Annotated in this window: 14 protein-coding genes; 7 read left to right on the top strand and 7 right to left on the bottom strand. The window is 73.3% G+C overall.

Annotated elements, in window-relative coordinates; all coding sequences use genetic code 11:
• Nucleotides 1-44: 44 nt before the first annotated feature.
• Genes AB0D29_RS14375 through AB0D29_RS14350 form a run of 6 tightly spaced genes read right to left on the bottom strand, consistent with a single transcriptional unit; the run spans nt 45 to nt 8159 of the window.
• Nucleotides 45-2183, bottom strand: coding sequence for a prolyl oligopeptidase family serine peptidase (locus AB0D29_RS14375; RefSeq protein WP_362854226.1), 2139 nt, complete (start codon nt 2181-2183; stop codon nt 45-47).
• 26 nt (nt 2184-2209) lie between these two features.
• The gene (locus AB0D29_RS14370; protein WP_362854225.1) at nt 2210-3835 is read right to left on the bottom strand and encodes an MFS transporter; all 1626 of its coding nucleotides are present in this window, start codon (nt 3833-3835) and stop codon (nt 2210-2212) included.
• Entirely contained in the window at nt 3832-4746 is a 915-nt protein-coding gene (locus tag AB0D29_RS14365) for a hypothetical protein (protein WP_362854224.1), read from the bottom strand. The genes AB0D29_RS14370 and AB0D29_RS14365 overlap by 4 nt, the downstream gene beginning before the upstream one ends.
• 2 nt (nt 4747-4748) lie before the next feature.
• Entirely contained in the window at nt 4749-5951 is a 1203-nt protein-coding gene (locus AB0D29_RS14360) for a radical SAM protein (protein ID WP_362854408.1), read from the bottom strand.
• Between the two features lie 32 nt (nt 5952-5983).
• The gene (locus AB0D29_RS14355; RefSeq protein ID WP_362854222.1) at nt 5984-6964 is read right to left on the bottom strand and encodes a hypothetical protein; all 981 of its coding nucleotides are present in this window, start codon (nt 6962-6964) and stop codon (nt 5984-5986) included.
• Nucleotides 6936-8159, bottom strand: coding sequence for a glycosyltransferase (locus AB0D29_RS14350; RefSeq protein WP_362854221.1), 1224 nt, complete (start codon nt 8157-8159; stop codon nt 6936-6938). Before AB0D29_RS14350 ends, AB0D29_RS14355 begins: the two co-directional genes overlap by 29 nt.
• 558 nt (nt 8160-8717) lie before the next feature.
• Here AB0D29_RS14350 and AB0D29_RS14345 point away from each other — a divergent pair.
• The 7 genes from AB0D29_RS14345 (at nt 8718) to AB0D29_RS14315 (ending at nt 17160) form a co-directional block, all read left to right on the top strand.
• Entirely contained in the window at nt 8718-9803 is a 1086-nt protein-coding gene (locus tag AB0D29_RS14345) for a radical SAM protein (RefSeq protein ID WP_362854219.1), read from the top strand.
• Nucleotides 9800-10462 (top strand): hypothetical protein, encoded by a 663-nt coding sequence (locus AB0D29_RS14340; protein WP_362854218.1) that lies wholly within the window; start codon nt 9800-9802, stop codon nt 10460-10462. The genes AB0D29_RS14345 and AB0D29_RS14340 overlap by 4 nt, the downstream gene beginning before the upstream one ends.
• On the top strand, nt 10459-10716 hold the full coding sequence (locus AB0D29_RS14335) for an aroma-sacti cluster domain-containing protein (RefSeq protein ID WP_362854216.1): 258 nt from the start codon (nt 10459-10461) through the stop codon (nt 10714-10716). The genes AB0D29_RS14340 and AB0D29_RS14335 overlap by 4 nt, the downstream gene beginning before the upstream one ends.
• 41 nt (nt 10717-10757) lie before the next feature.
• The gene (locus AB0D29_RS14330; protein ID WP_362854214.1) at nt 10758-13913 is read left to right on the top strand and encodes an adenylate/guanylate cyclase domain-containing protein; all 3156 of its coding nucleotides are present in this window, start codon (nt 10758-10760) and stop codon (nt 13911-13913) included.
• Nucleotides 13910-14743, top strand: a complete 834-nt coding sequence (locus AB0D29_RS14325; protein ID WP_362854212.1) for a S8 family serine peptidase — start codon at nt 13910-13912, stop codon at nt 14741-14743. The genes AB0D29_RS14330 and AB0D29_RS14325 overlap by 4 nt, the downstream gene beginning before the upstream one ends.
• Nucleotides 14744-14768: 25 nt before the next feature.
• Nucleotides 14769-15350, top strand: a complete 582-nt coding sequence (locus AB0D29_RS14320) for a GAF domain-containing protein (RefSeq protein WP_362854210.1) — start codon at nt 14769-14771, stop codon at nt 15348-15350.
• A gap of 163 nt (nt 15351-15513) precedes the next feature.
• Nucleotides 15514-17160, top strand: coding sequence for a hypothetical protein (locus AB0D29_RS14315; RefSeq protein WP_362854209.1), 1647 nt, complete (start codon nt 15514-15516; stop codon nt 17158-17160).
• Nucleotides 17161-17452: 292 nt separating this feature from the next.
• On the opposite strand, the gene AB0D29_RS14310 is transcribed toward AB0D29_RS14315, so the two are convergent.
• Complete coding sequence (locus AB0D29_RS14310; RefSeq protein ID WP_362854208.1) at nt 17453-19246, bottom strand: beta-galactosidase family protein; 1794 nt, start codon at nt 19244-19246, stop codon at nt 17453-17455.
• Nucleotides 19247-19256 lie beyond the last annotated feature (10 nt).

Here is a 19256-nt window from a genome sequence, read left to right as displayed (position 1 = left end):
GGGCCGGCGCCGGCCGCCCCCGTCGGGCGGCCGGAGCCGGTGTCTCAGGGGGTCGCCGGACCGGGACGTCCCGGGGCCGGGAGCCCCACCTGCTTCGCCAGGAAGGCGAGGCACTCGGCCTGCAGGGCCACCGCGCGGGACGCGGACCGGTCACCGTGACCGACGCCGCGCTCCAGCCGCAGCAGCACCGGACCGGTGCCGGAAGAGGCGTGCTGGAGCGCGGCGCACATCTTGCGGGCGTGCAGCGGATCGGTCCGGGTGTCCCCGTCCGCGGCGACCAGCAGCACCGCCGGGTAGGCGGTCCCGGGCGTGACCCGGTGATAGGGGGAGTAGCCGAACAGCGTGGGCAGCAGGGCGGGGTCCTGCGCGCTGCCGTACTCGGGCGTCCAGCTGGGCCCGAGGCCGGACCGTTCGTAGCGGACCATGTCCAGCAGGGGGGCCATGCACACCACGGCGGCGTACTTCCCCGGTTGCTGGGTGAGGGCGGCGCCCACCAGCAGCCCGCCGTTGGAGCCGCCCATGATCGCGAGGCGGCCCGGCCCGGTCCAGCCCTCCGCGATCAGGCAGTCGCCGGCCGCGGCGAAGTCGTCGAAGGTGTTCTGCTTGTTCCTCCCGCTGCCCGCCAGATGCCAGGCCTCGCCCTCCTCGCCGCCGCCGCGCAGGCCCGCCCAGGCGAACACCCCGCCGGCCCTGACCCAGGCGAGGACCTGGGCGCGATAGCGGGGCGACATCGTCTTGCCGAAGCCGCCGTAGCCGGTGAGCAGTGCGGGGCGCGGCACGTCCGGACGGCCGGTGGGGGAGATCACGAACATGCGCACCGTCGTGCCGTCCCGCGAGGGGAAGGCGACCTGGCGGGTGACCGCGCCGCCGATGCCCGGGGCGTCCGGGGTGTCGCGCTCCCAGCGCGTCGCACGACCCGTCCGGGCGTCGAAGCGGAGCACCCGCGGCGGGGTGACGAAGTCGGTGTAGGCGAAGTAGGCCTCGTGGCCACCGGGCGGCCCGGCCGAGAAGTCGCCGACCGCGCCGGTGCCGGGCAGCGGGACGGTGGAGATCTGCCGCCCCTCGACCAGGTCGTGCACGGTCACCTCGGCCACGGTGTCGCGGGTCCAGGCGGCCAGGCCGAGCGGGTGCTTGAGTTCCGGACCGGACAGCACGACGAGGTGGGTCAGCACCGCGTCGGGCCGTTCGGGGATCACCTCGCGCCAGGCGCCGGGGCCCAGGTGCAGTTCGGCCGGCCGGCACGCGACGACGCGTCCGCGGGCGGCGTCGCGGTCGGTGCGCAGCCACACCAGGTCCCGCGGACCGGTGCCGGGAACCGCGTACAGGCGGGTGGCGGCGTCCATGCCCTCCTGGACGGGCCGCAGCTGCGGGCGCTCGAGCGGCCCCGCCGACAGGTCGGCCAGGTAGAGATCGGTGCCGCGGCCGGTGCCGAGCGTGGCCGTGACGCCGAGCCAGCGGCCGTCCGCGGTCACGGAGACGCTGTAGAACTGGGTCTTGTCCCGCCCCTCGCCGAAGACCAGGGCGTCCGCCTCGGGGTCCGTGCCGACGCGGTGCAGGCACACCCGGCGGTGGTAGCGCCCCTCGCCGGGGTGCAGCCGGGGGTCGAGGTTCCTGACGTAGTAGTACGCCTCACCGCCGGGCAGCCAGCCGATCGACGACCTCCGCACCCGGTCCACCGGCCCGTCGACGACCTTCCCGGTGGCCACGTCGAGCACCCGGAGCAGCGAGTCCTCCGTGCCGTTCCGGGACACCTGGAAGGCCAGCAGATCGCCCTCCACGGAGGGCTCCCAGGCGTCGAGCACGGTGCGTCCGGACGGGTCGAGGGCACTGGGGTCCAGCAGCACCCGCTCCGTCGTGTCCGCCCCGGCCTGCGCCACCATGAGTACCGGATGCTCCTGACCGGCCTCCTGCCGTAGCCAGAAGACCCTGCCGCCGCGGACCTTGGGAGACAGGACGCGGTCCACGGCGTCGATCGCCGCCACCTCCGCCTGCCAGCGCTCCAGGTCCGTCCAGGACGCCCGTTCCGCCGCGTAGAGCGTGTCCTGCTCCGCGCCCCAGCGGAGCGTCGCAGGGGACTCGGCGTCCTCCAGCCGGCGGTACGGGTCGGGGACGCGCAGACCGTGCAGTTCCTCGACGACGTCCTGCCGCTCCGCGTGCGGATAGCGGCGGGGCTCCGGGATCACTCGTTGCTCCCTCATCCGTCGGTGGGTCAGAGGTCGTTGGAGCGGTTGATGACGCAGGCGGCGAGCTCCTCGTCGTCGTTGTGGGCGACGACCTCGATGTCCTCCCTCTCGTTCGGCTCCGGGTCCGTCGTCTCGGTCTCGGGCATGTCCGTCCTCTTTCGTGTCAGCCGTCCGCCGCGCGGTCCGTGCGCGAACGGGCGGGTCTTCGGTCGGGAAACGTGGTGCGGCGCGGGCGGGCGGCCACCGGGTGGCACGGCCGCGTCATCGCCGGATCTCTCGCCGGCTCTCTCGGGGGCCATATCGGCGGCCTTCTCGACGGCCTCCTCGACGGGCTTCTCGGCGCTTTCCGCGCCGGGCAGGGCGGCCATCGCGAAGACGCCGGCCAAGAGGACGATCAGCCCCGACGCGGCGATGATCGTGTCGACGGGGCCGAACCGGAGCCCGCCGAGCGAGCCCCCGACGTCCCGCAGCACCGATCCGGCGAGCCAGCCGGAAAGGGCCGCGGAGATCATCGATGCCAGCCTCGTCACCGGGTAGAACACGGCCATCACCCGGCCCCGGTAGTCCGGGGGCGCCGCCGCGAGCAGCAGCGGTGACATCGCGGTGTTCAGCATGGTGAGCGGAACGGTGAACACGAAGAGCAGGGCGACACCGCCCAGGAAGCCGGTCTGCCGGGAGTAGGCGACCAGCAGCACACCGCTCACCAGCAGGCCGATCCAGGTGGTCCTGCGCGCCCCGAGCCACTGCACCACCCGGCCCCCGCTCAGGGCTCCCACGATGCCGCCCACACCCATGGCCATGCCGAGGTATCCGTAGAGGTGGGCGTCCGCGTGGAGGTTGTCGGTGGCGAAGAAGATGTTGAGGGTTCCCAGTGCCCCGACCCCGAGCTGGCCGATGGCGGCGAGCACGAGCAGCGCCACCAGGAACCTGCTGCCCGCGAAGAAGCGCAGTCCGTCCGTGAACTCCCGCCGCAGCCCGGCCCGTTGTCGACGGGCTGGCTTCTGCGCGCCGCCCGGTCCGGCGGAGCCCGTGCGGGGCTCACGTACGCCGATGGAGCGGATCGCGACGTAGGACAGCGCGTACGACAGGCCGTTGAAGAGCAGGGCCCACTGCAGCCCGGCGGCGAACAGCAGCGGCGCGGCGAGGGGCGGCCCGATGATCCAGGCCGTCTCACCGGTCGCCTGTGCGATGCCGGCCGCGCGGGCGCGGTCGGCGTCCCCGGTCACCAGGTCCGCGAGGACCGCGAAGCGCGCCGGGGAGAAGAACTGGCCGGCCGCGTGGAGCAGGAGCACGGTCGCGTAGATCAGGGCGAGCCAGACACCGGTCGGGAGGGCGCCGGCCGGCAGGAAGGTGACGGCCGTCAGCACGGCCACCAGCCCGCCGCGGAGCACTTCCGTACGCAGCATGGTGGCGCGCTTGTCCCAGCGGTCGACGAACACGCCCGCGAGCGGACCGATCACCAGCACGGCGACGCTCGACGCCATCACGATGCCGCTGACCGCCACCGGCGCCCACGACTCATCCCTCGCCAGCACGGTGGCCACCCACAGCACCAGCGTCGTGCTGAAGACGGCGTCCCCGACGGACGAGACGGCCTGGCCGAACCAGAGCCGGGTGTAGTCGCGGTTGATCAGCGTCAGCCGCGGTGTCATGACGGCCTCGGCGACGAGACGATCAGAGCCATGAGGGCGGTGACGAGGGTCGTGTGGTACGCCTTCCCGAAGAACTCCCCGCCCGAGGCCGACGGGTGCGCCGCGAGCGCCGCCGACCGCCCCGGGATCGCCCCGTCCGGCCGCTGGGCCCGCACCAGGCACTCCACGGCCGCGGCTCCCGAGGGCGTGTCCAGCGGCTCGCTCCCCAGGATGAACCGGGTGAGGACCAGCTCCGCGGCCAGGTCCCACCGCTCGTGCTCGACGCAGTGGCGCAGCAGCCGGTCGACCAGGTCCAGGGCGTGCGCCAGGGCGTCCTCGCCCAGCCGGGGGGCGGTCCGGCCGAAGTCGCCGAGATAGAAGGCGGTGTGCGTCACGGCGTACGCCTGCGGTTCGGTGAGCGGCGCCCCGTCCCCCGGCTCGGCGGCGCGGAACGCGACGAGCGGGCTGTGCGGCAGGAGCTCGGCGTACGGCTCGACGGTGTGGCGGACACCGGCCTTGTCCGCGTAGTGGCGGATCTCGATGCGCTGGTACGGGGACTTCCCCCGCGGCGAGAGGAACTCGGGGTCGAGTCGTGCGAGCGTCGCCCGGACCTGGGTGCCGTCGATCGCGTCGGGGGCCAGCGCGGCATAGATCAACCCGTACGTGGACGCGTACTTCGGGACGTCCGCGAACAGCCGCGGCAGGTCCGGGTCCTGCCAGAGCTTGCGGACCAGGGCCCCCGCCTCGCCCAGCGCCTGCGGGGGGTCGGCCAGGCGGGCCGCGCAGTGGCAGAGCAGCGCCAGTTCCAGCGCCGCCTTGGCCTTTCCGTGGGTCGCCGACCCGGAGCTCGCCGAGAACGGGTCGAAGTAGTCGAGATTCCCGCCCAGCCAGCCGAGCGCGCCGGCGGAGAGCCGCTCCAGGGGTGACGACATGACTACAGGCGCCCCGTCTCTTGCAGGTAGTCGAGCAGGGCCGTGTCGACGGAGTCGCGGAACCGCGCGAGCGTCCGGGCGTCCTCGTCGAAGCGGTAGAGGTCCTGGCAGGCGATCCAGCGCTCGCGAGTCTCCGCGCCCGGCAGATAGCCGTCGCTGACCGTGCCGACCTCCCAGTCGGGTTTGCCCGCGGTCTCCCAGCAGCTGGCCAGGGTGCCGTCCGCGCTCACCACCGCGCCGTAGCGGCCCTCGGTGTGACCGCAGGTGACACAGGTCTTGCGGGCGCCGGGGCGGGTCACCGTGAAGCCGAGGTCGAGCGCCCGGCGCTGCCACCGGGTGAAGGCGGCCGGGAGTTCGCCCGTGTGCAGCAGACTGTTGGCGTACCCGACCCCCACGTCGCCGATCCGGGCGAAGTACAGCGTGCACCGGGCGGGGTCGAGCGCGGCGGCGAGCCGGTCGATCAGGGAGTCCACCCCGTGGAAGGTCTCCTGGGAGACGTTCACACGCAGCGTCCACTGGAGCGGAGTGTTCTCGGAGGCCTTGGCGATGTTGCCGACGATCTTGTCGAAGGTGGCGCCGCCGTCCGCCCGGCCGATCCGGATCCGGTCGTGGTCGGGGCGGTCGCCGTCGAAGGTGACCTGGACGGACGTCAGTCCCAGGTCGGCGAGCCGGCGGGCGAGGGACGGGGTGAGCAGCGTGGCGTTGGAGATCATCCAGGCCGAGGTCGGCGCGATCTCCGCGGCCCGCTCCAGCAGTTCCAGACAGCCGCGCGGGTTGAGCAGGGGCTCCCCGCCGAAGAGCAGGATCCTGAGCTTGTCCAGGCCGACGGCGGCCATCTGCCGCTCGGTGAAGCCGAGTATCTCGGTGATGGTCTCCGAGGTGAGGCGGGTCTGGGCGATCCGGGGCGGCCGGCTGCCGCCCAGCTGGTCCTGGGCGGTGTTCTGGAAGCAGTACCCGCAGCCCAGGTTGCAGTGGGTGCTGGTGAGGACGGTCAGCGAGTAGGCGCTGATCCGGCCGGGGGTGAACATGCCGCTCTCGTGCAGCCGCTGCTCCGCATCGGGGAGCAGGGCCCCGTTGGCCGTGACGTGCCGGTCGCGGAGACGGGCCACTCCGCCCGGGCCCAGGAACCACCAGTTCCGCTCGCCCTTCAGGAGGCGGGCGCCGGAGGGCAGCGGCTCGGGCGGGTCGGCCGGGCCGAGGTTCACGGGCAGGCCGATATTCACCGCTTGGTCGATGCTCACAGGGTCTCCCGTATTGCCGTTGCCGTTGCCGTTGCCGTTGCCGCTGTCAGGGCGGGCTCGTCGGTCCGGCCGCCGGTGACGAAAAGCGTCATCAGCGCCACGACGAGGGTCACTTTGTAGGACTTCCGGAAGTACTCCACGGGCGTGGTGTCCGCCGAGGCCCGCTCGGCGGCGGAGCGTCCGGGGATCGCCCCGTCGGGGGCCTGGGCCGCGGCGAGCATCCGCAGGCCGGCCGCGCCGGAGGGGGTGCGCAGCGGATCCGCGCCCAGGCAGTACTGGGCGAGCAGCAGCTTTGCCGTGACGTCCCAGTCGCCGAGGCCCACGCAGTGGTCCGTCAGCCGTTCCACCACGCGCAGCGCCCGCCCCCGTTCCTCCTCGGGAAGGCGGGGATCGCGCAGGCCGAAGTCGCTGAGGTAGAAGAGGGTGTGCGCGACCTGGCAGCCGTCGAGGTCGGCCACGGGCAGCGTGGCGGCGCGGGGGAGCGGACTGGCCTCGTACAGCTCCTCGTACGAGGCGAACCGGTGCGGGGCGCCCGCGAGATCGGCGTAGAACCTGGCTTCCAGGTGCAGGAACGGCGGCTTGCGGCCCGGCGTCAGGTAGCTGCCGGCCGCCAGCCGGGTCAGCACGGCACGGGGTGCGTCGGTGGCGGCCCCGGCGGGGGCCAGCGCCGCGTACATGAGCTCGAACTGCCGTGCGTGCCTGCTCTCGAGAGTGAGGAGCCGGGGGAACTCGGGGCGCTGCCAGACCTGTTCGACCACCCCGGTCACCTCGGCCAGGGAGGGGTCCGCCGGCGCACACTTCGCCCAGTAGCGGCGGAGCATCGCGAGCTGCAGGAGGGCCTTCACGCGCGGGGTCACCGGCAGTTCGGCGTGCGCGGCCGGGGAGTCGAGGTAGGCCGCATGCAGTCCCATCCACCGCCGCGCACCCACCGACAGGCGGGTCACGGCCTCATCCAGGCCTACTGATCGCGTACTCATGGTTCTCCTTTGAGGAAACGGACGCCTCGGCCGAAGGGGCGGCGGTTGCCCCGGCCACCCGCTCGACGACGTCGGCCGCGCGTGCCGCGCTGTCCAGTGCCGCCAGCCTGCTGCCGAGCACTTGGGCGCGATCCCGCAGACCGTCGTCCCGCCACGCGGACTCCAGCAGCGCCGAAGCCGCCACGGACGGGCTCTTCGGGAAGTGCACGGCCAGGCCGGCCCGCAGGCAGGCGCCGGTGAGCAGGGGCTGCTCGGAGCCGTTGGGCGAAAGTGCGAGGGGCCGGCCGCTAAGGAGTGCGGCCAGCACGGGCGCGGAGGTGCCGCTGCTCAGCACGAGGCCGGCGCGGTCGACGAGCGGGGCCATCCACCGCTTGCGGACCAGCAGGATGTCGGCACCCGGGGCGGGCCGTGGGTCGGTCGAGCGGCCCTGCTCGACGACGGCCTGGAACCGGCTTCCGGTGAAAGCCTCGTTGAGCCGCGGCCACAGGCTCTTGCCCTCGAAGGAGCGGCCGAGATGGACGTAGACGACGGGCTTGCCGGACCGCGACAGGTGCTCCCCGATCGCCTCGACCTCCGCCGGGTCGGGCGTGGGTTCCCAGGACAGCGGCCCCACGTGCCGGACCCGCTCGGGTAGTTGCGCACCCGGATACTCCAGCTCCGGATCCCCGCGCAGCAGCAGCGCGTCGCCCAGCAGCGGTTCGTCCCCCCACCGGGAGGCACGCCCCGCCAGACCGGCCTGCTCCCGCAGGTCGGTGTAGATCTGCAGGCAGTCCTGGGTCCGGCTCTGCCGGGTCCGTCCGAGGTGCGGCTCGTCGTCGCCGCCGGCCCGGTAGTCCCACAGGTGCACCGAGAGCCCGACCACCACCACCGGGATGTCCAGTGTCTCTGCGGCGAGCAGGGCGCCGTTGCAGAGTACGGAGGTGACCAGCAGGTCGGCCCCCGTCTCCCGGGCCGCGCGTACGGTCGCCCGGTACTGCGCCGCACCGGTCGGCCCCCACCACGTGGCGGAGAACGCCCGGCGGCCGCCGAAGTCCTCCGCGGCCGCGAACGGCAGTCCGGCGTCGGCCGCGACGGCCTCCGCGGTGGAGCGGCCCAGCACGCTGACGTCATGGCCCCGGCGCCGTAGTTCCCGGCCGGCCGCGATCGCCGGGTAGAGGTAACCGCCGTCACTGAGCGGGCAGAGAAGGATCTTCACGACGTGCCGCTCCCTCGGTGGCGATGGCGGTGGGCGATTCCCGGTTCCGGTTCCGGTTCCGGTGCCCGGGTGGCCGCGGGCCCCCGGCTCAGGGCAGGATCTGCCGAGAGCCGGGGGGCCCGCGCGGTGCTCAGGCTCGGTGACGAACTGTCAGAGCTCGTGGGAGTGGTTGACGACGCAACCGGCCTCGGCCTCTTCGTCCTCGCCGTGGGCGACGACCTCGATGTCCTCGTTCTCGGTCTCGGGGTTCGTGTTCTCGGGCATGTTCGTCCTCCTTGTTTGACGGCGTCGTTCCGCCGGCTGAGAAGAAACGTACGGAGACCCGGTACGGGAACGCCTGGCCACCGGTTCGGCGCCGGTATACGCCGAGCGCACGGACGCGGTACGCCCCCCGCACCCCGCCGAACGCCCCGCCCCGCCCCGGCGCCCGACCGCGTCGACCTGCGGACCAACCGATCACCAGGCGTTCGTGAACCGGAAGTCTGCCGCGCGCGGGCACGATCGGGGCCATGATCCGCGCGCGGCACGAGCGCGCGGCACGAGCACGCAGGAGGAGACATGGAGCTCGCGGAGCTCATCGGCCTGCGGCCGGTGCCCTGCGGTGGCCTGCTGGTGGCGCTCACCCGCCGCTGCCCCATGAGCTGCGCACACTGCTCCACCAGCTCCTCCATGGCGGCCTCCGAGGAGCCCGCCCCGGAACACCTGCTGCGCTTCATCGGTTCGTTCGGCGCGCAGGACCGCCCCGAGGTGGTCATGCTGACCGGCGGCGAACCGCTGCTGTTGCCGGAACTGGCCGCCCGCCTGGCCGCTCTCGCCCGCGCCGCGGGCTCCCGCGTGGCGCTGCTCAGCGGAATGTTCTTCGCCCGTGACGGCCGCATCCCGGACCGGATCATGCGAGCGATCACGTCCCTCGACCACTTCTCGGCGAGCCTGGACGTCCACCACGAGCGCGAGGTCCCGCGTACGGAGGTGTTGCGCGCCCTCCGGGCCGTGCTCGACGCCGGGATCCCCGCCAGCATCCACCTCACCGGTACCGGAGCCGACGACCCGTATCTGGCGGACGCCGTCGCGGACGTCCGCCGCGTCTTCGCCGGCCGGGTCCCCATGCTCGTCAACGAGGTCCGCCCGCTCGGCCGCGCCGCGGGCCTCGTCCGGGCGACACCGGCCGGACCGGACGGCTCCCGCGCGACGCCCTGCACCCTCGCGGCCTGGCCGGTGGTCGCCTACGACGGGACCGTGGCCGCCTGCTGCAACCAGTGGACGGTGGACCGCCGCCCCGTTCCCCGGCACCTACGGCTCGGACACATCGCCGACGACGACTGGCCGGCCGTCCGCGAGCGCTCCCTCGGCTCCCCGGTGCTGCGGATGCTGCGCTCCGTCGGCCCCCAGCGGCTGCACGCCCGCTACGAGACCTCGCCCGCCCCGGCCGGCTACTGCCAGAGCTGTCACGCACTCGCCGACCGCCCCGACGTCCTCGCGGGCGCGGCCCGCGACGCCGGCGGCCGGGTCGGTGAACTCCTCGACCGGCTCAGCGCGGAGCAGCAGCTCGCCGCCGGACCCGCCGCCCTGGTCGGTCGCCTGGGCTGCGCCCGCTACGCGCACCTGGTCGAGTCGCTTCCCGCAGACGAGAAGAGCCGTCGATGACCGCCACCGCATCCCTCGCGCTCAGGACCAAGCTCACACCCACCACCACCGTGCTGAGGGCCGCGACCGCGGTCCTCTGGCGACCGGAGGGACTACGGCAGCGCTACCCCCGCTACCTGGCAGCCATGCACGCGCTCGTACGGGCCTCGGTGCCGTTGCTGGAGCGGGCCGCCGAGCGGTGCGCCGAGCTGGACGACCCGGCCGCGCGGACCCTCGCGGCGTACTACGCCCGCCACGCCGAGGAAGAGCGCGACCACGACACCTGGCTGCTCGAAGACCTCGCCGCCGCCGGTTCCGGGCCGGCCGCCGTGCCGCCCCCCGTCGTCGTCGAACTCGCCGGGGCGCAGTACTACCGGATCGAGCACGAGCACCCCGTCACGCTGCTCGGGTACATCGCGGTCCTGGAGGGCAACGCCCCCGGGCCCCGGCTCGCCGACCGCCTCGCCGAGGCCACCGGCCTCCCCGACGGCGCGTTCCGCACCCTCAGGGAACACGCCGAGCTCGACGGCGGCCACCTCGACGACCTTCACCGGGTGCTCGACGACATCGCGCCGCCCCCGGCCCAGCAGACCGCCGTCTCCGTCAGCGCGCTGCACACGGCGAACCTGCTCATCCGGCTCTTCCTCTCCCTCGCTGCCGACCCCGGAGGCCACCCGTGACCGAGGACACCATGCCGTACGACGAGCCCCCGTCCGAAGATGCTCCGTCCGGTGCTTCCCCGTCCGAGCCCACCCTGGAGGCGCTGGCCGCCGCGGGGTTCGACCTCGACGCCCTCAGCGAAGAGCAATACGAGGTCCTGCGCGCGCTGGCCCCGGAGGAACTGGCTCTGCTCGTCGACATCAGGGGGCGGCTCGACGCGGCGGCCCCCGAGGTGCAGGCCCACGCCGACGTGGCGGGCGGCGCTCTCTTCTGACCCCCGGCCGCCCCGCCGTCCCGCGTCCACCGGAGGAATCCATGCCTTGCAGCTCGTGCCGGAGCGCACTGCCGCCCGACGCCCGGTTCTGCCCCTACTGCGGCAGCCCGTGCGCCCTCGGGCCGGTCACGGCCAAGCCGACCGGCCGCAAGGTGGTGACCGTCCTCTTCTGCGACCTGGTCGGCTCCACGGCGCTCTCCGGAGCTCTGGACGCGGAGACCCTGCGCTCGGTGACGCTCCGCTGGTTCGACCTGATGAGGCTGCGGATCGAGGAACAGGGCGGCACCGTCGAGAAGTTCATCGGGGACGCCGTGATGGCCGTCTTCGGCATGCCGACCGTGCGGGAGGACGACGCCCGCCGGGCGGTCGCCGCCTCCCTGGCCATGCGCAAGGCGCTCGCCGGGCTCAACGTCCGGCTGGAGCAGGGCGTGGGCGTCCGGCTGGAGATGCGCATCGGCCTCAACACCGGTCAGGTGGTCACGGGTTCGGCAACCCTGCGGCAGGCCATGGTCTCCGGCGAGGTGGTCAACGTCGCCGCGCGCCTGGAGCAGAACGCCGCAGCCGGGGAGATCCTCATCGGACCGGACACCTTGGCGGCCGCCGGGCCGGGCGTCCGGACGACGGAGACCGGCCCGCTCCTCCTCAAGGGCAAGAGCGACCGGGTCACCGCGCACCGCCTGCTCGGCCTGGACGAGGAGGAGGGCCCGGAGGCGCTGCGCCGCTTCGACCTCGCATTCATCGGCCGGGTCCGCGAACTCGCCCTGATCGACCAGACGTTGGAGCGTGTGGTCCGGACCCGCCGGGCCGAGCGCATGGTGGTCGGCGGGGAGGCCGGCCAGGGCAAGACCAGGCTCCTGCGAGAGTGGCTCCACAGGGCCACGGCCACGGCCACAGCCACGGCCGACGGTCCACGTCACGGCGTCGGGCGCTGCCGGGCCCGTGGCGAACAGCCCAGCCTCGGACCGCTCGCCGACGCCGTGGCCGACCTGCTGAGGAGCGTCGGCACGGCCGTACCCTCGCCCGAACTGGACCTGCTCCACCAGGGCCTGCTCCTGAACGGGACACCCAACCCGTCGCCGGCGGACACCTGCGCCGCGCTCGCCAAGGTCCTTGCCGGGCTCTGCGAAGCGGAGCCCGTGGTGCTGGTGATCGACGACTGCCACTGGGCCGCGCAGCCGCTCTTCGACACCCTCGACAGGCTGCTGCGGGCGCTCACCGGCGCGGCCGTCCTGATCATTCTGCTCACCCGTCCCCAACTGTTCGACGTACGACCCGAGCTGGCCGCGGACAGCGTGCCGCTCGGCGGTCTCGCCGACACCGAGGCACAGCTCCTCGCGGCCGAGCTGACCGGTGGCACGGCGCACGGCGAGCCGCTCGGCCCCCAGGTCCTGGCACGGGTGGGCGGAAACCCGCTGCACCTGGAGCAGTTGCTGCTCGCGGGCAACCCCGTCGATGAGGACAGCGTCCCGCTCCCGCTCCAGGCCCTGATCGGAGCCCGGATCGACGCGCTCGACGCGCCCGAGCACCGGGCCCTGGGCCTGGCGTCCGTCCTGGGCGGCGACTTCACCGCCGACGAACTGACGGCGCTCGACGGACAACCCGCACCGGCGTGGACCGGGACCGAGCTCCGGCCCATCCTGCACCGGCTGGTCCGGCACCGCCTGATCAGGCCGGACGGTGGGGCGTTCCGCTTCGCCGGAGGGCTGATCCAGGAGGTCGTCTACGCCAGCCAGTCCAAGCAGGACCGGGCCGACCGGCACGAACGGGCGGCCCGACTGGACTCGGTCCGGCAGCGCGGCAGCGCGGCGGTCGGGGGCCATCTGGAACAGGCGTACCGCTATCGGGTCGAGCTGGGCGCCCAGGACGCACACACCGACGGGCTGCGCCGGCGCGCCGCCGACGCGCTCGCCGAGGCCGGGCGGCTGGCGCTGGCCCACGCCGACCCCGTCTGGGCAGCCGACGTACTGTCCAGGGCCGCGGCCCGGTATGCGGCCGGCGAGCCGGGAAGTACGGCGGCACGCCGGCGGCTCGGCCAGACGCTGCTGGACCTGGGGCGCGGCACGGAAGGCAGAGCGCTCCTCGAAGAGGTGCTGGCCGAGGACCCGGCCGGCGGCGGGGAGGCGGTGGAGACCGCGCACGCCCGCCTCGCCCTGGCCTCGGTCGGCCGCTCCGCGGGAGCGGACGAGTCACCGGCAGAGGCCGCCGGCGCCACCCTGCCGGTCTTCGCGGCGGCCGGCGACGACCTCGGCCAGGCCAGGGCCTGCCTGCGGCTCGCCCAGCACGCCCAGGAACAGGGCCGGCATCGGGCGGCGGAGCGGCTGCTCGCCTGCGCGCTGGACCACGCCGTACGCGCCGACGCGGAGCCGGAGCGGGCCGCCGCCCTCGGCGCGACGGGGGTCTCGCTCTGGCGCGGCCCCCAGCCGGTCGCGGCCGCGGTGGCCCGTTGCCGCGAGCTCCTCGCCGACCAGGGGGCCGGCCGCCGGGCCGTTCGGCTGACGCTCAACTGCCCGCTGGCGGTGGTGCTGGCCCTCCACGACGACCGTGACGGGGCCCTGGCCTGTCTCGCGGAGGCGGAGCACCTCGCGAAGAGGCTCGGCTACGCCGAGGCCGACGCCTTCCTGCCGATCTTCACCGCGACCGTGGCCGACCTGACCGGCCGCCGGGAGGAGGCGCTCCGGAGCCTGGAGCGGGCCGCCGCCGCCGCGCGGGACCTGGGCGCCACGGCGTTGCTGCGCAGTGCCCTGCTGGACGCCGCCCGCATCCGGCTGGACCTCGGCGACTGGCGTACCGCCCGCGGCACCCTCGCCGAACTGGCGGGGGAGCGGGCCGAACCGGCCCGACCGCGAGCCGAGTCGGCGGACCTCGACGGCCTGCGCGCCCGGATCGCCGCCGCGCGGGGGCAGGCCGCGACCGCCACCCGGCTGGCCGCCAGGGCGCTCGCCACCGCCGCCCGCACCGACTCGCCCATCGTCCAGGGCGTCGCCGCCCTCGACCTCGCCCGTACCGCCCTCGCGCTGGGCCGCCCGGGCGACGCGGCCGCGGCGGCGACGCGCGCCCGCCGGCGCTTCGCGGTGAAGGGCCATCTCCCCGCCGTACGCCAGGCCGAGGCCGTGGTCTCCCGCTGCCAGGGCCGCTCGCCCGGGCCCGGCCCCGCCGTCGGACGAGTCACCGGAGCCGGAAAGGGAGCGCCACGATGACCACCGCGCAGCAACCGGCGCCCGCACTGATCTGGGGCCTGCGAGGGCGGGGCCCCGCGGACGTACCCGTGGAGGCCGACGCTCCGCCGGATCCGCCCGAGACGGGTCTCGTCGGAGGGACCGGGCGCGGCGTACGCGTCTGCGTGGTCGATTCGGGTGTCGAACGGGACCACCCCATGGTCGGCCCGGTCGCCCGGTCATGGCGGGTCTTCAAGGACGACGACGGGGTCCACGTCGAGGAGACGGAGGAGGGGGACACCTGCGGTCACGGCACCGCATGCGCCGGGATCATCCGGCGCACCGCGCCGGACTGCGAGCTGTCCAGCATCCGGGTGCTCGGCGACCGGTTCTCCGGCAGCGGGGACGTCCTGCTCGAAGGGATCAGGTGGGCCGTGCGCCAGCGGTTCGACGTGGTGAACCTGAGCCTGTCCACCACCCACGACCGCTTCGTGGACGAGCTGCGCCGACTGGCCGACGAGGCGTACTTCCAGCAGACCGTGATCGTCGCCTCTGCGCACAACACGCACGTGGAGAGCTTTCCCTGGCGCTTCTCCTCGGTGATCTCGGTCGGCAGCCACCAGGAGGACGACCCGGATCTGCACCTCTACAACCCCGAGCCCCCGGTGGAGTTCTTCGCCCCCGGTCAGAAGGTCCAGGTGGCATGGCTCGGCGGCACGTCGATCCGTACCTCCGGCAACAGCTTCGCCACCCCGTTCATCGCGGGGCTCTGCGCGCGGATCCTGTCGAGCGGACCCCGGCTGACGCCGTTCCAGCTGAAGAACGCCCTGTACCTGTCCGCAGCCAACGTCCGTGTCCACGGACGCCGGTAACGACCGGCGCCGGAAGGGAAGCCCCATGGCTCAGACGATCGCCCCTGCCGTGTCCGCAGCACCCCGGCCTGATCCGGCCGTGGCGGAGCTCTTGCAGTCGGTGGTGGACACCGCGCGCGCCATTTTCGGCGCGCAGGCGAGCTCCATCATGCTCCTGGACACCACGGCGGACGAGCTCATCTTCGAGGCCGTCTCCGGGCAGGGACAAGAGTTCCTGGTGGGGCGGCGGTTCCCGGCGGGCCGGGGGATCGCCGGGTGGGTCGCCGCATCGGGGGAGCCGATGGTGGTCGACGACCTGCACGACAGCGCCTCCTTCGACCGGGACATCGCCGAGTCCACCGGCTACGTACCGAACGCGCTGATGGCCGCCCCGCTCATCCGCAGGGACCGGGTCCTCGGCGTCCTGGAGGTGCTCGACCCGTCCCCACAGGCCCGGTCCGGCCTGCCGGAGCTCGACCTGCTGGGCCTCTTCGCCCGTCAGGCCGCCGTCGCCCTGCACGTCCTCACCACCTACGCGCCCCGGCCGGCCCCGGACACCCCGGACGACCCTTCGCGCACCGAACTCCTGCGCCTGCTCTCGGAAGCGCGCCGCCTCCTCGGAGAGTGAGCGGCGCTCTCGGAAAGTAGGAGATTCCCGATTCGGCCACTGGACATCTGTTTCGCGCCGGTTAGGGAGGATCCGGGTATCGGGTTGTCCGATAAGTGCTCTGCTGAAGGAGCTGCGCCCGTCGGGGGCAAGCGTGGACAGCGCAAACAGGGGGTCTTCAGCGATGGCTTCTCTGCACTACGACATACTCACCGATCCGGCTCCGCTCCAGGTGCCGGTCGCGGGCGAGGAACGCCACGGATCGGTCTACATCGTCGTCTCCAACCCGACCATGGACGAGGTGATCTGGTACTCCATCGAGGTACGGGTGCCCTGCGGCCAGGCGGACGGTGATCTGACGGCGCACCCGAAGACGATCACCGCGCGGGTCGAGCGGAACACCGCGACGAAGAAGGGGGAGGAGCCGATCGTCGGCTGGGACGACAACACGGGTGTCCTCACCGTGACCGCCCAGCCGAACACGCTGTTCCGGGAGGCCGGCTCCATGGCCCTGGTCCTGGACGGCTTCCCCGTCTCCAGCGCATCGGGGCTGGTGCTGCTCAGCGTCACGGAGAGGGCCGCGAACGGCGCCTTCGTGCGGAAGAGCCCCGTGACCTTGAGCCTGCTGAAGCAGCTGCCCAAGGTTCCGCGCAACTTCCGTGCCAAGCAGTCCCTGGTGGCCGGAGGCCAGGACGTCGTCCTGCAGTGGGACGGGCCCGACACCCTCACCTACCGGATCCAGGGTCCGGACGGCCCGCCGGAGACGGTCACGCCGACGCAGGGCGCGACCGGCTGGCAGTGGTCGCCGGCGGCGGGCCAGGAGCCGAAGCGGGACGCCACGTACACCCTGATCGCCACCTCCCCGGGCGGGCAGCGGCCCGGGTACTTCCTCACCACCACCGTCCACCTGCGCAGCCCCGAGTTCGAGAGCGTCACCGCGACGAGCGGTATCCGCAGCCCGTGGGTCGAGGGCACGACGGACAAGGGCCGGATCATCTTCACCCCGCAGGGCGCCCAGATCCGCGACCCCGCGGGCGGCCTCGGTACCCTCTCGGCCGCCAAGGCCGACGTCGAGACCGTGACCGCGGCGTGGGTCCGGGGGCGCGAGAGCGACGCCGGGTGGATCGGGTTCCCGTCCGACGGAATCAGGGTCGGCCGGGGCGGTGGGAGCGACTTGGGAACCGTCACGGCCGACAAGATCAGCGTGAACGGCATCAACACCCAGTGGGTGGGTGACCGGGACTCGGGCAAGGGGTGGGTCGAGTTCCCGCAGTCGGGAGTGAACGTCCGCAAGGACGGAAAGCAGGACTGGGGAACCGTGGCCGCTGACCTGGCGGACCTGAACGGCATCAACACCAAGTGGGTGCAGGGCCGTACGGCCGCCGACGGATGGATAGAGTTCCCCGCCTCCGGGATGAACGTGTTCCAGGGCGCCGGGAGCCGCCAGTGGGGGACCGTCGCGGCCGACAAGGCGGACCTGAACGACCTGGTCACCCACCGGGCCCAGGTCAAGGAACGTCTCACCCTCCAGGGCGGGCTGAGCGTCGACAACGTGCTGGAGACGCAGGACGGCCCGCCCCGGCTGATCGTCCACGGCCGCCTGGATGCCGAGGGCGAGGTGAAGGCGGACCACACGGTCACTGTCACCGGAGACCTCACCACCCTCGGCATGCTGCGCGTTCAAGGCGAGTCGCGCTTGCAGGGGAAGGTGAACGCCGGAGCCCATCTGTCGGTCCGCGGCGGAGGCGACTGGATCATGCACACGAACGACGGGAAGGTGGCGATCAACGGCGACCTGCGCGTCCACGGAGCATTCCGCTCCGACTCCTGATCACGCCACCGGGCAGGCTGCGCGACGGACGGTCGGGGGCAGGTCGCGTCCCCCGCCGTCCGCCAGGGGACCCGGGCGCGAACCAACAAGTGAGGGGAGCACCCATGCCGTCGCTGTTCGACTCCGGATGCCTGCGCGCGGTGATCGAAGCGCTGACGAGCGACCGCCGTGTCTCACGGGACTTCCGCCGGCACTGGCCGGGCCGGGCGGACGTGCCGGAGGACTGGACCCTGGCCGTGCTCCCCTCCCCAAGGCCGAGACCTCCAGGCGAGGGGCGCAAGCACCACGGTTGCTACCAGGCGGGGATGGGGGCGTCCGCCGGCGTGCCCAGGTCCGGGGTGTCGCGGATCTCGATGACGCTGCCCGGGGTGTGGAGTTCGAGGACGATCAGGGTGTTGGCCCCCGCCTTCCAGAGGGGGCCGGGCGCGTACAGGGTCTTCTGCGGGCCGCGTTCCCAGTACCGGCCCAGGGCGAAGCCGTTGAGCCAGACCATTCCCTTGGTCCAGCCGGGCAGTTCGACGAATCCGTCGGCGGGCGCGTCCACGTGGACGGTGGCGCGGTGGAACGCGGGGCCGTCGGTGACGGGGGCGGGAGCGAAGGCGAGGACGGTGAGGTCGTCGAGGGGCAGGGGGCGGATCTCCCAGCCGAACTGGTACTGGTTGTCCAGGCGGAGCCCGTCGCGAATGCCCTTGCGGTCGGCCAGCAGGGGGCCGTAGTTGATCCGGCCCTGGTTCTCGACCAGGACGTCGAGCCGCGCGCCGGCGTCGGGCACCGCGACGTCCAGCGCTTCGAGCGGCCTGTCGCGTTCCAGTACGCCGATCTCCCGGCCGTCGAGGAAGACCTGGGCGCGGTCCGCGAGCCCGTCGATGCGCAGTTCCGTCTTGGGGAGGGGACCGCGCAGCCGGGTCCGGTAGTGGATCAGGCCGAGCGACTGGCCGGCTTCCTCCATGGTCAGCGGCTCGACGTGGTGCTGCGCCTTGGAGAGGACGTCGAGCGAGTCCGCCAGGGAGACGTGCCCGTCGGCGGTGAGCGTCCGGGGTGCCAGGCGTGGCGGCAGCGCGGGTGCCTCGTGGGCGACGGGACCGGTGTGGCGGCTGATCACCTCGCGGAAGAGGTGGAACTTCGGGTTGAGTTCACCGGCTTCGCCGACGGGGGCGTCGTAGTCGTAGCTCGTGACGTCCGGCTGGTAGGTGGCGCCGTCGTGGTTGGCGCCGTTCCACCAGCCGAAGTTGGTGCCGCCGTGCCCCATGTAGATGTTCACGGAGGCGCCGGCCGCGAGGAGGCTGTCCAGGGTGGTGGCGGCGTCCTGGGGGTCGCGGGTGTGGTGGGGCTCGCCCCAGTGGTCGAACCACCCGTGCCAGTACTCGACGCACACCAGCGGGCCCTGCGGCTGGTGGGCGCGCAGGGTGGCGAGGGAGGCCTCGGGGCGGGAGCCGAACGTGCCGGTCGTGAGGACGCCGGGGATCCGGCCGCCGAGCTGAAAGCCGTGGTCGGCGCCGTCCGTGGTGAACAGCAGGCAGTCGACCCCTCGCGCGACGAGTCCGTCCCGGAGGTGTTCGAGATAGGCGGTGTCGTTGCCGAAGCTGCCGTATTCGTTCTCGATCCCGACGGCCACCACCGGTCCGCCCCGGCTGCCGAGCAGCGGCACGAGCACGGGCATGAGCTCGTCGAACCAGGCGTCCACCGCCGCCAGGTAGCCGGCGTCGGTGCGGCGCAGCCGGATCGTACGGTCGGCCAGCAGCCAGCCGGGCAGCCCGCCGAAGTCCCACTCGGCGCAGATGTAGGGGCCCGGCCGGACGATGACGTCGAGGCCGAGATCCCCCGCCAGCCGGATGAACGCGGCCACGTCTTCGGGCCCGTCGAAGGAGAACTCCCCGGGCTTCGGTTCGTGGGCGTTCCAGGCGACGTACGTCTCGACGGTGTTCACGCCCATGGCGCGCAGCCGCTGCAGCCGGTCGGACCAGAGGTCGGGGTGGACCCTGAAGTAGTGGATCGCCGCGGAGACGATCCGGTGGGGCCGGCCGTTGCGCAGGAAGCCCGTCTCGTCAGTGGTCAGGGTGGTGACGGGGGAAGGTGAGGGCCGCATGTGATCTCTG

The organism is Streptomyces sp. NPDC048424 (genome assembly GCF_040651555.1).
Taxonomy (GTDB): Bacteria; Actinomycetota; Actinomycetes; order Streptomycetales; family Streptomycetaceae; genus Streptomyces.
Note: the sequence above shows the minus strand (reverse complement) of the source record. Positions and strands in the feature narration are given on the sequence as shown.